This is a genomic window from Nitratireductor sp. ZSWI3 (genome assembly GCF_024655565.1).
GTDB lineage: Bacteria > Pseudomonadota > Alphaproteobacteria > Rhizobiales > Rhizobiaceae > Nitratireductor.
Genome location: NZ_JANKOF010000127.1, coordinates 1 through 11,318, shown reverse-complemented (window position 1 = coordinate 11,318; position 11,318 = coordinate 1). Strand labels below are relative to the sequence as shown.

At 57.9% G+C, this 11,318-nt stretch carries 8 protein-coding genes; 5 read left to right on the top strand and 3 right to left on the bottom strand.

The features are described 5' to 3' along the window. Positions 1–37: 37 nt before the first annotated feature. Positions 38–2,113 carry a ParB/RepB/Spo0J family partition protein gene (locus NUU27_RS23465; protein WP_257764724.1) on the bottom strand — a complete coding sequence of 692 codons (2,076 nt, stop codon included), beginning with the start codon at positions 2,111–2,113 and terminating at the stop codon, positions 38–40. A 461-nt stretch (positions 2,114–2,574) separates the two neighbouring features. Between NUU27_RS23465 and NUU27_RS23460 the strand changes: the two genes are divergently transcribed. Continuing rightward, the gene (locus tag NUU27_RS23460; RefSeq protein ID WP_257764723.1) at positions 2,575–4,911 is read left to right on the top strand and encodes an AAA family ATPase; all 2,337 of its coding nucleotides are present in this window, start codon (positions 2,575–2,577) and stop codon (positions 4,909–4,911) included. A gap of 48 nt (positions 4,912–4,959) precedes the next feature. Next, positions 4,960–5,670, top strand: coding sequence for a hypothetical protein (locus NUU27_RS23455; protein ID WP_257764722.1), 711 nt, complete (start codon positions 4,960–4,962; stop codon positions 5,668–5,670). Between the two features lie 20 nt (positions 5,671–5,690). Here the strand turns inward: NUU27_RS23455 and NUU27_RS23450 are convergent, their stop codons facing one another. Beyond that, positions 5,691–7,007 carry a hypothetical protein gene (locus NUU27_RS23450; protein WP_257764721.1) on the bottom strand — a complete coding sequence of 439 codons (1,317 nt, stop codon included), beginning with the start codon at positions 7,005–7,007 and terminating at the stop codon, positions 5,691–5,693. Positions 7,008–7,106: 99 nt separating this feature from the next. On the opposite strand from NUU27_RS23450, the gene NUU27_RS23445 reads away from it, so the two are divergent. From NUU27_RS23445 to NUU27_RS23435, 3 genes are read left to right on the top strand one after another with little or no spacing between them, the layout of a single operon-like run. Next, entirely contained in the window at positions 7,107–8,447 is a 1,341-nt protein-coding gene (locus NUU27_RS23445) for a hypothetical protein (protein ID WP_257764720.1), read from the top strand. 36 nt (positions 8,448–8,483) lie between these two features. Beyond that, positions 8,484–9,848 (top strand): hypothetical protein, encoded by a 1,365-nt coding sequence (locus tag NUU27_RS23440; protein WP_257764719.1) that lies wholly within the window; start codon positions 8,484–8,486, stop codon positions 9,846–9,848. A 9-nt stretch (positions 9,849–9,857) separates the two neighbouring features. Further along, positions 9,858–10,454 (top strand): hypothetical protein, encoded by a 597-nt coding sequence (locus NUU27_RS23435; RefSeq protein ID WP_257764718.1) that lies wholly within the window; start codon positions 9,858–9,860, stop codon positions 10,452–10,454. A 380-nt stretch (positions 10,455–10,834) separates the two neighbouring features. On the opposite strand, the gene NUU27_RS23430 is transcribed toward NUU27_RS23435, so the two are convergent. Beyond that, a complete protein-coding gene (locus NUU27_RS23430; RefSeq protein WP_257764717.1) occupies positions 10,835–11,071 on the bottom strand; it encodes a hypothetical protein in 237 nt (78 codons plus the stop codon). Positions 11,072–11,318: the final 247 nt, after the last annotated feature.

Here is an 11,318-nt window from a genome sequence, read left to right as displayed (position 1 = left end):
GAAGGCCGGGACCGCTTGCGCGGCCCCGGCTCGCCCTTCATTCCGCCGCGACGGCGAAAGCCTCGTCGTTCTGCGCTTCCGGTATTTCCTCGGTCACGATGGTCTGCGCCTCCGGCTGTCCCTCGGCCAGCCACGCGGGCCGCTCGGTGCGCAGCACGGGCGGAAGCCAGCCGGTCCCGGCAAGAAGCTGCTCGGCGGCTTCGGCCATCTCCTGCTTTTTCTTGTCCGCGATCCGCTCCGCGGCCTCGTCGCCAAGCGCCTCCCGGACGGCGGCGAGGATATGGGCCTTGGTGACTCGCCCGAGATAGGCCCGGACCGTAGGCGTCCAGTGTGCCGTCATGTCGAGCGCAACCGCCGTCGCCAGCCTGTCGGCGGTCTGATGGGCACGGCGCTTGTGGGCTTCCCACGGCAGCTTGACGGCATTGACGGTCTGGGAAGCGCAATGCGCGAACAGTGCCATAACGCTGGCATGGTCCAGCCCGGCGATGAAGCCCCAAAGGTCGGCCACATCGCGCGGCATGTCCGCCGCCCATCCGGCATGGCGATCCGCCAAAGCCTTCGCGGCCGCCGTGTCCTCGATGCCGTCCGCATGCCCGCCAAGGCTGGCGCTGATCGGACGGATTTCGAGGGCATCGGCGTCCACACCGCGATAGAAGGTCTGCGCGGCCAGCGTGTGGGTGACGGCGATCAAGGCCATGTCCGGCTGCTCGCCAAGGGCGAGACGCAGGGCAAGGGTGCGATGCGCGGTCAGGTCGCGGATGAGTGAGTCCGACAGCGGCTTGCCGTCTTCCTCCACTTCCTCGTCTTCCGGCCCATGGTCGGAAGCGGGATGACCGTCGCCGTCCATGACTTCGCCATCGGCATTGACGCGCACCCCGTCGATGACGGTTTCGCCGTCCCGTCCTTCTTCTTCCTCCGGCTCCGGGGTCTCGTCTTCGGGACGGATGAAACCACGCTCGATCCGGGCTTCCCCGTCATGGTTCAGAACCACGAACACGCCACCGCGCGCGATCTCGTCGGGCTCATAAGCATAACGCTTGCCGTCGATCCGCTCGATCTCGGCTTCAAGCTCCGCGAAGCGCTGATCCACTTCCGGCGGAAGGTCCACGTCTGCGTCCTCCCATTCCGTCGACAGGCGTTCAAGTTCCTCCTGCGCGGCGGCGCAGGCGGCTTCGTCTTCCTCCGAAAGCTCCACCGGCTGCGGATAGGTGCGGCGCAGACCATGGGCGTGGGGCCAGTCGATATGAGCGGAAATCCACTTCCATCCCTCGGCCTCCTGAACCTCGGCAGCGATGCTTTCCAGCTTGTCGAGGGCCAGCCGGTCCAGCAACGCGGCATCTTCATAGAAGCCGCCACGATCCTCGGTGAACAGGTCGCGGATGACGGTGCCGCCTGCCTCCGTATAGGCTTCCGCGCCGACAAGGATCGCGCGCCGGTCAGTTGCCGCTACGTTGCTGGCGGTCAGGTCGCGGCGGATGATCCACGGCTCGCGGTTATAGGACAGGTTCTCGTAAACCTGTTCCTGCCGGGCATGGTCCTCGGTGATGGCGAAAGCCATCAACTGGTCCAACATCAGATCGCCGTCACGATAGACCTGCATCAGCTTGGGGCTGACCGCGCCAAGGCGAAGCCGCTGCTTCACCACATGCGCGGTGACGCCGAAGCGGGCCGCGATTTCCTCCGCGCCCCATCCGCGATTCTCCGAAAGCTCGCGGAAGCGCTCGAATTCGTCGGCAGGGTGCAGGTTCTCGCGGTTGACGTTCTCGTCAAGGCTGATCTCGGCTGCGTCGTTCGCCGTATCGATGACGCAGCGGATCGGCTCCGTCTTCTTGATCTCCTTGCGCTTGGCGCGCAGAAGTTGCGCCAGCCTGCGGCCTTCTCCGACGCTGACCAGATAGAAGCCGGTCGGCTCGCCTTCCGCGTCAAGCTCCGGCTCCACCACAAGGTTTTGCAGGATACCCTTGGCGGCGATGCTCGCTGCCTTCCCCTCGATAGACGCCTCGCTATGCGGGGTCTTCCGGGCGTTCTTCGGGTGCTTTTTCAGCTTGTTGAGCGGGATGAAAACAGTTTCGCCATGTTCCGGAACGGTCGTGGTCTTGGCATAGGTGGTCATGATCTTGATCCTTTTGGCTTGGGTTGGAGCGCAGCGCTGCGCTGCAACCCTGCCCGTCGGCGAGACCGGGGGATGCAAGGCGCAAGGGCCGACGGGCGGAGGGGGATCACCCGGCCTGCACAAGCGGATCGAAGACATGACGAAGGTGCGAAAGCACATATCCGTGCGGAAGGCTGGGGATACCGCCCGGCTGCCCTTGTGCCGCGCCAGGGGGCAGCGCCCCCAAGCAACCGGCCCGACCAGAGCGAAGCGGAGGCCGGGCGCATGTACCGGATCAGGACATTAGAATCTGGATGCCCAAGGCCCGTGACGTCCTGATCGCCGTCTAAAGGGCAAGATGCAGTGCCGGTATATCAATTCGAGTGATCCAACAGCGTCACGGGCGCGCTTGGCACAGAGGCCGAGTTTGCCACGAGCAGAGCGATAGATACTTCTGGGCAAGCTAAGCCTGCTGTTTTACAGTGGCAGCGGGCAGCGTTTTAAGATTGAACAGTTGGCTACTGCCAACCGATTTGATTCTTGGTTTCGCTTGTTTGGGGGCAAGCAAGGTGTTCAGGCGGATTAGCAGTGTAAAGAACTTTGGCGTCTTCAACGATTATTCAGGCGGTCAAATTCCGGAATTTGCCAGCTTCAACCTGCTTTACGGATGGAATTATTCTGGAAAAACGACCTTATCACGCCTTTTTAGGTGCTTGGAGAAAGGCGAACTCCATCCGGACTATATAAATGCGAAGTTCAGCTTGTCTCACCAGGACGGAAACCTGTACGAGCAAGATTTTGCAATCCCATGCAATGTCCGCGTTTTCAACGAAGATTTTCGGAATGAGAATCTCGGTTGGGACGATGCCAACGGCTTCACTCCGATCCTTATACTTGGTTCCGAAAACATCGAGAAGCGTGATGCTCTCACTAGAAAGGAGGGTGAGCGAGACAAGCTCGGTGTCGAGATAACAGATAGAGAAAAAGACGCCGCCAAGCTAGAAAAAGCGATCTCCGAAGCAGAAACGGAATGTGCCGGGCAAATAGCGAGAGAATTGGGGATTGCCCGATTTGACCGACGCCATGTAAGGCCGATCATTGAAGGCTGGAACGGTGAAGTTCCAACGCCTCTTGATGATGAAAGCTTCCAGAACGAGAAGCGTAAGGCGGTAGCAACGGAAGAAAAGCCTGTCCTTCCCGTCCTCGAACTGAAGATTGGGGCGCTTGAGGAAATTTGGTCCGCGGCGTCGGCGTTGGTGATAGAGCAGCTTGGCATGTCTGGAGCGATCGCACGCCTTGTCGAGCGTCCGGACATCGGTAGTTGGGTCGAGCAGGGTTTGCATTTTCATGTTGATGCTACTCATTGCGAATTCTGTAAGAACCCTCTGACGCACGAACGCATTGAGGCGCTCAATGCGCATTTCTCAGACGCATTTGAAGACCTGAAAAGACGCATTTCTAAGGCGACGGCAGAACTGCGAGATCGCATGCTCCATATTGATGATGCATCCTATGTGCGTAGCGCATTCTATTCGGACCTTGAGAAGGAACATAACGAGGCGGGGTCGGCTCTGAAAGCTGCACGAGATACGTTCAATAGCGATATACAGGCCCTGATCGGCCTTCTTGAAAGCAAGCAGGAAAATCCCTTTCGCGTTTTGCAGGCCCCGGAGGAGCAACCGGAAACCGCCACGCTGAAAGGCGCAGTTGAGCGGTTCAGCCGGCTGATTGAGCAAAACAACGAGCGAACTCATGGTTTTGCTCAAGCTCGTAGTGCCGCGATAGAGAATCTGAAAACTCATTACGCAGCCACTGCGATGCGCAAGATAGATCGCTTTAAGACTCAAGCCAGAATTGCCGAATTGGAAGAATCCGTCCGCAAGGCCAAGCAGGACCTTACAGGGCTGGAACAGGAAATTGCGACCCTGCAATCGGAACTCTCCAACGCGGCGAAGGGCGCGGAGGCAATAAATGAGACTTTGCTAAGATTTTTCGGGAAGGCTGACATCCAAGTGAAGGTGACGGATGAAGGCAACTTTCTCTTGATGCGTGGAGATCACCCCGCTCGTAACCTTAGCGAAGGAGAGCGAACCGCTATCGCCTTTTGCTATTTCATCACCAAGCTCTTTGAGAATGGCAACAATCTGGACGATACAATCGTCTATATTGATGACCCAATTTCCAGCTTGGATGCACACCACCTGCTGCACATCAATGCCTTTATCAAGGAAACATTCTATAGATTCGATAGCGCCGCCGACCCAAAACATAAGTGTCTCGCCAAGCAGCTTTTCATCTCAACGCACAGCTACGAGTTTTTCCACCTCACCTGGGAGTGGATGTCGGAACGCACGCCCAAAGGATTTGGGAGGGCGTATCTTGTCGAGAGGACTGATAATAATGGCCTCATTTGTTCGCGTATTGTAGAATGCCCTGAGTCGATAAAACAATTCCGTTCCGAGTATCTGTTTCTCTTTAACCAGCTTGTTGGATATTCGGAGAACCCATCAAATGATCCGCAGATTATTTTCAATTTGGGCAACATGGCCCGTCGCTTTGTGGAGGGTTACCTATCCTTTAAATTTCTTGAACACAACAAGATCGACATCAGCATTCCCAAGCTCATTCCGGAACCTCTGAAAGCAGAGCGCGCGCGCAAGTTCATGCACTTCTATTCCCACGCATTGAAGCGTGCTGGAGGGATGCAACTCCCCGACATGAGCGAGGCCCAAGCAGTTGTGAACATCATCCTTGAGGCGGTAAGGGCGCATGACCCGGTGCACTATGGGGCTCTGCAGGCTACTCGCCAACAAGCCTAAGTTGTTTGTAGTCGTGTCTGACTATCGCTTTTTGTATGGGACCACATCATGAGCCGGGTCATCACTCCGTCGTCTAAAACGCTCAAAAAGTCTATTGAGGTTTGCATCGCAAATGGTGCGCGATTGCTTGATGATGCCATGATGCTTGAGTTCGAGAAGCCGCCGTCAAGCCGCTTGTATTTAGTCCTAATTGCACAGGAGGAGTTTGCCAAAGCATTTATGTTGCGATTGGTTGCTATGGACATTTTTCCGCTTTCACGTCCGATCCTTCGCGCGATGAACGACCATACATGCAAGCAGTTGGTGGGCATGCTGATGGACTACATGATTATGCATTGGGAGGAATTGGAGGAGCTTCATCGCATGATTGATGAAGACCTTGAGATGGGCGACGATCACTTCCCGTTTGAGATTGCCAGTGCACTCGATTTGCTGCGTTATGAGAAAATAGCGCGTTGGGAGAGTGGAAACAGGGTCTATGTAGAGACATCTAAGCCGGACCCGGTGGCGCTTAGGGTAGCTGGAGGAGAGAAAGATCGTCGGAAGCAGGACGCCCTCTATGTTCGGATAAATCCGGATGGATCGGTGAAAAGCACGCCAATTATTGTCTCGGACGATGAGATGGGCGAAGAAAGTGAACGCGCTGAACGCTATCTGCATTTTGTCAGGGATACGATGACTGATGGGCCGACAACGCATCGGCAAGAAAAGACGATAGCGGCTCTTAGGTTGCTTTTCACGCACCATCCTCCAACCTAGTTGGCGATGATTGCCGCCGACTACTTTTGTTCAGCCCTATCGATACCCGTGGGCATATCTCCCCATTGAACAGGAATAGGCTTCTTCCAGACTTCATACAGCGGGGCGAAAATAAAATGCGCCCCGTCGAATTCTTCGCGGGTTTCATCCAGCTTCACCTTTTTTCCGTCCCGCAGGATTTCAGCCCGCAGCAAGATGGGCTCGCCATCCCTGGAGACGGCTGTCGCCGTCAGGAATTCCTTGCGATCAGGAGAGTCGACCGCGCGCATATAGGGCTTGTCCGGGTTTGCGGGCGCACTCCAGCTTTCGCTAATCAGGACTACCGCATCGGCCGCGATCTTTTGCGCCTCCCGTGCGAGCGCTCTCATCATGATGAACTTATGGCCGTGTTCCATCGGCCGCAGCTCGCGCATTCCTACGGGTCGACCGTCACGCAGCAGAATAGCGATCGTGATGTGGTGACCGTCCTTCTCGAACATCATGCGGGCGGCAGCGAAGAGCGACCGGGCGTGATCCTGAGCCTTGCCGTTTTCAGCGTACATTTTCGCCGGATCGACGCCGTACCGATCTTTGAGTTCAGGAGCCTCGGTGAGATTTACTTCTTTACGGATCTCCTCAAATTCCAACGGTTGGCCATTCGCCAGCCAGACATCGAGCGTCCGGGCGTCTTCATGGCCGATCATACAGGGCAAACGGCCGTCCCTGAGGCCTTCAGGATATTGTTCGCCGGTATCGACATTGGTTGTCACTGGGCCGAGCAAACCCATCTGCATGTGGGCGGAGTGAACGAGCTGAGCAAGCTGCCCATAGGCGGTGGCGACCGCATCCAGAAGCTCGAAATCGGGAAGTGTATTCTCGATCCACCGGCGGCGAATTCTGAGTACGCCGTCCTTCTTGATGTGATTGCCCACCATTGAGTCCGGAATGCTCTTCACCAATTCCAGTGGAGCGTCCGACAGCTTCGCCGGCACCTGGATTTTGGGGCCTTCGTCCAAGTGTGAGGCAACAATCTCCGCGCTGATGAAGCTATGAGCCTCTAGGTCGCCTTGCTTCTCTATGCGGTTACGGGCCTCAACCATCCATTTCATAAGCGGGATGGCGGCGAGCTTTTCCTGCCAGCCTCCATACCACTTGTCGAAGTCCGGGATGGCGGTCTTATGTTTTTGCAGCACGAAGGAGACCTGGCGGGCTGTCTGGATCGCGGCCTGGATCGACACTCGGAATTCGTCAGGGTTGAAATAGGCGCGTTCAGCCTGATGCCAGAAGCGATGAACATCGCTGAGGCGTCGATCGACTGCCGCCAATGGACAATGATTTTCGTCGTGATCCCAAGCCATGCGACATTCTACCAACTTAAGCCAGCTTCCGATACAAGCTTGGAAATAGCGCCGAATTGTAAGACATAGATTTGAGGGAAGAATGCACGGGGGGATTTAATGAGCGGAGTTATTGCGTCGTCAGGTTTGAGCGCATCGACCAAGATTGTCGGCTTGACCAAGCATACGAAGCATCCGCACGTTCCGAGTCCCGTTGCGCCGAATTTTACCGCGCCTGCAGCGTGCGCCGACCTATCATTTCAGCCCTTGGCTCTGGCGGCTGCAGTCGCGCGCACCGCGACCACATGGGACGACGCCCCAAAGGAACTCTTGGACGGCTTGCAACAAAGCGCTTTGGTCGAGCTGGAGACGCTTCTCGAAGATGGAAGTACGTTTGCCCTGAAGTCCTACTTCAAGTTTCTTGCAGATACGGCCGGATCACAGTTCGCAGCGAAGGTCGGCGCCGGCATAACGCATCTCTATATGGAGGCCCTCGGATATGAGTGGCGAGCCAACGCGGTGTGCCTCTCGTCGTCGCTCGATCCCCATGCCGATTTTATCTATGATGGGGGAAATGCCGCAGGTCATGGCGTGGTCTTGGCCGAAGCGCACGGCTCGTTCGCCAAGGACGTGACTGTTGGGAAGATCACCAGCGCCGCAAGGCGAAAGTACAAAAAGCAGGTCAAACCTTATATTGCGGAGACGTCGATTTTCGGCGACGTCATCCACGGCTACTCTATCGCCTTCGGCACCAAGCCCGCAGTGGCGGGCAGCTTCCTCAGCGTGTCGGAAACGCGGATCTCGAAACCCAGAAAGAAGTCCAGCAGTGCGCCCCCAGGGCCAGAAGAAGGCGAGCGGTCAGAGGGGACGCCCACGCCAATCGTCCTCTCGACGCACCGATCGAACTTCATGTTGATGGGTGTGCCGGAAGTCGTGGACTGGATCGACTGGCTCCGCGCGACCGATGACGTCGCGCCCGAGCGGGAACCGGTTCCGCTCCTGCGTCTCCAGTATGCCGGCCGCACTTATCTCACATCGGTGCCTTGGGTGCGGCGCTCCGGTGCGGGGCCGTGGTGGATCGAGGAATTTTTCGATCATCCCTACTGGTGGCGAATGGCTCGACACCCACTTGCGAGAGCTTCTCAATGGCAGGCTGCCAGCATTGCATTGTTCGCGATCGAGGAGAAGGGAGGTGCTGAATTCTTGAACGGGCTAAGTGCAGTGATCCGCAGCGGTCGGCGGCAGATACCTTCATCATTCGTGTTGCCGACCTTCGATCCTGTTGGATTCGGACCCTTGGACGGCGACCGGTCCGCGCCAGGTGTCCGAGACGAAGGTGATCGATCCTACGACTACACGCAGTTTCGCGATGGGTTGGCGTTGCTGGGCGACCCGTTTCGCGGCCGTGCTCGCGATGTCGTGCTATGGTCACCAGAAGGCGGGGTATCACTGTGGCAATGAGAGGCGACGGTAAGGTCAAGCGCCGGGGGATGAGCTATGGCCTATAAGAAATTGGCGCTCAAAGCGCTCTTGGTGAACAGCGCAAACGACCGGCACGGCGAGTTGGAAAACGAAACGTCCGCCATCGCCTGGCTCTTCACGCATCACGAAAGTGCCATGCGAAAGCTGGCAAAGGACCTCGCCGAAACTGGCGAGATTTACGAGCCACCGCTGGTTTGGCCCGACGGCACGAACTACGTCGTCTTCGATGGCAACCGCCGTGTCACCTGCCTCAAGCTCATTTCGCAGCCGAAGCGCGCACCTAGCCTGGAGTTGCAAGCCTTCTTCAAGGGGTTAAAGGCGAACTGGAAAGGCGTCTTTCCCGACCGGCTAGACTGCCAGGTTGAGACCGACCGCGAGCGGATCGACGAAATCCTCCTGAGGCGACACACCGGCACACGGGGCGGAGTCGGTCGCAACCCTTGGACAGACCGGATGACGGCCACATTCGTCGAGCGGACCGGCAAGGGCGGCGGCGTGAACGTCGCCGACGAGATCGAAAAGCGCCTGGAGGCTGCCGGTATGTTGCCGGCGAAAAAGATACCCTGGTCGACGGCCAACCGGCTTCTCTCCTCCGAAGGACTACGCAATCGCGTCGGCATCAGCGTCAGCCGAAGCAAATTCCAGCTCACTCACCCTGAGTCTTTGGTGCTACCCATCTTCCGACGCATCGCCGAGGATCTGGCGAACCGCTCTGTCGTGCTAGGTGATCTGTGGGACAACGAAGGCAAGGTCGCCTACCTTGATCGCCTAGAGACCGAAGGCGTCCTCCCGCTGCCGCCGCTGCCGTCCCCGCCAGCGCCAGGGGCGCCGGGGCCGAGGCCAGGCACTCGTCCCGGCGCTGGATCAGGACCCGGCAATGGCACCAACCCTGGTCTTGGCACTCCGCCCAGCCCGCCGCTGCCGCCACCCGCCAAGCCGATCAAGCGCTCGACCTTGGTTCCGCAGGTGAGCCACGCGGTGGTCTGGCAGGCTCACGTGCAGCGCCAGCGGCAAATATGGGACGAACTCCAGTTCAAGCTGAAGCTCGACGATCATCCCAATGCCATCTCAGTGCTCTTCCGCGTGCTCTTCGAGTTGTCGATCGACAACTACATCACCCGTACCAACCTCGCGGGCGTCCATCCGAACGACAGCCTGAAGAACAAGGTCAAGAAGGTCGGCGCCGACCTTGAGGCAAAACGGAGAATTGACGGGAAATATGCTGGCGTAATCCGAAAGCTGGAGAGCGCTGATGGCATCTTTTCCATCGACACGATGAACCGATACGTCCACTCACCAGACTTCGCGCCTTCGCCGAGCCACCTCACAGCGCTGTGGGATCAGGTTTCGCAGCTCGTCGTGATCTGCTTAAACGCGTAGCCGACGCCGATGAACGAAGAGCTTCGCAGCATCCCGGATCGCATCCTTGGTCTAGCTAGAGCCGCTCTGACTCAGGCGAACCATCACGCGGTGTTCATGGACCCTGGGAACGAGCACTGGCCGTTGATGTCGGTGCTGAATACCGCCCATGCTGGGGAACTGTTTCTAAAAGCGATTATCGCCACCGAACACCCGCTGTTGATCTTCAAGGACCTCGTCACTTTGGACGACAAGAATATCGAGGAGCTTGACCTTGAGCGGCTGCTGACACGTGGGCGGACACACGATTTCGAAAAGCTTCCGCAGGTTCTATGGGCCACCACTGGCATGAGGATTCCTAATCCCGAGTGCTACGAGCGCTTACGCCAAGCCCGCAACGCGATCCAACACTTTTGCCCCCCGAATGATCGCAATCTTAGCGAGCTATCGTTGGAATTTATCTACACAATCCTCGATCCCTTGATCGTAGACCGGTTCGGCATCTACGCAATCGAGCACCATGAAGATCATAGCATAAGCTATGATTATGTTGTGGCTTGTTTGCTCAGACATGAGCTGCGTTTTTCGCTTCCCGAAGATTTTGCCGTAACCGAGATAGACCAATGAGGAGGTTGGTGCCGCGTCAGTCGAGTACCGCACCTGGTTCCGTGAAGCTTTGGCATCCATCAACAAAGCCGACCTCCTTAAGGTCTAACGACGCACCAACGTCTGCTTCTTAGCCAGCGGCCAATTTCCCTTCCTGCATCTGATGGTGTGTTCTGTGATCTGGCGGCTATGCTATCAATCGGGAGAGATGATCAGATATAGGGTCTGGTCACATTCTTGTGCGGTCATAGAGGGCTATAGCGTAGACATAGTTCTCATCTTCACCCGGCGCGGCGCGCCAGCCTCATAGGGATCCGTTCAGGTCTTCTGGTTCCGACTCCACTCCCCAATATTGTACAGGTGATGCCCGCCCCGGCATGCGGGGCAGACATCGTGCCGGTTTACAGATTGGCCGGGTCGGTTTCCGCTTCCAGCGCCAGCAGGCCGACGCGCAGTATCGCGAAGAGGCCGGGCAGGCCGAGGCCGAGCGCGAGCAGCAGCGTTCCGGCAAGGCCGAATTTCATCAGCCCCGCCAGGGCCCAGGTCGCCGCGGCCCAGACCGTGACGATTTCACTGGCGATGAAGAGGGTGATGGCCGCCGCCGCCCAAAGCGTTCCGAACGTGTAGATGCGTGTCATTTTTTGTGTGTCCGTTTGCAAGCGCATGCGCATCGATGGCGGGATCGCCGTCGAATCAGGCAGCGTGAACCGGCTCTGCCGGGCGCTGCGCATGGCGCATGGGTGATTTCTGCTGAAGATCCGGCCGAAGACCGGGTCGCTCAAACGGAGGCTGGTGGGGCCCTTGGCCGGTGCGCCGAGCGGGCTTCGGCCTCGATGGCATATGCGGCCCGCGCGACCGGCGCCGGCTTGCCGATCCCCGCCGGCC

Excerpts from the sequence above, each read along its gene's own strand:
- NUU27_RS23465 (WP_257764724.1), bottom strand. The coding sequence starts at position 2,113 with ATGACCACCTATGCCAAGACCACGACCGTTCCGGAACATGGCGAAACT.
- NUU27_RS23455 (WP_257764722.1), top strand. The coding sequence starts at position 4,960 with ATGAGCCGGGTCATCACTCCGTCGTCTAAAACGCTCAAAAAGTCTATT.
- NUU27_RS23450 (WP_257764721.1), bottom strand. The coding sequence starts at position 7,007 with ATGGCTTGGGATCACGACGAAAATCATTGTCCATTGGCGGCAGTCGAT.
- NUU27_RS23445 (WP_257764720.1), top strand. The coding sequence starts at position 7,107 with ATGAGCGGAGTTATTGCGTCGTCAGGTTTGAGCGCATCGACCAAGATT.
- NUU27_RS23440 (WP_257764719.1), top strand. The coding sequence starts at position 8,484 with ATGGCCTATAAGAAATTGGCGCTCAAAGCGCTCTTGGTGAACAGCGCA.
- NUU27_RS23435 (WP_257764718.1), top strand. The coding sequence starts at position 9,858 with ATGAACGAAGAGCTTCGCAGCATCCCGGATCGCATCCTTGGTCTAGCT.
- NUU27_RS23430 (WP_257764717.1), bottom strand. The coding sequence starts at position 11,071 with ATGACACGCATCTACACGTTCGGAACGCTTTGGGCGGCGGCGGCCATC.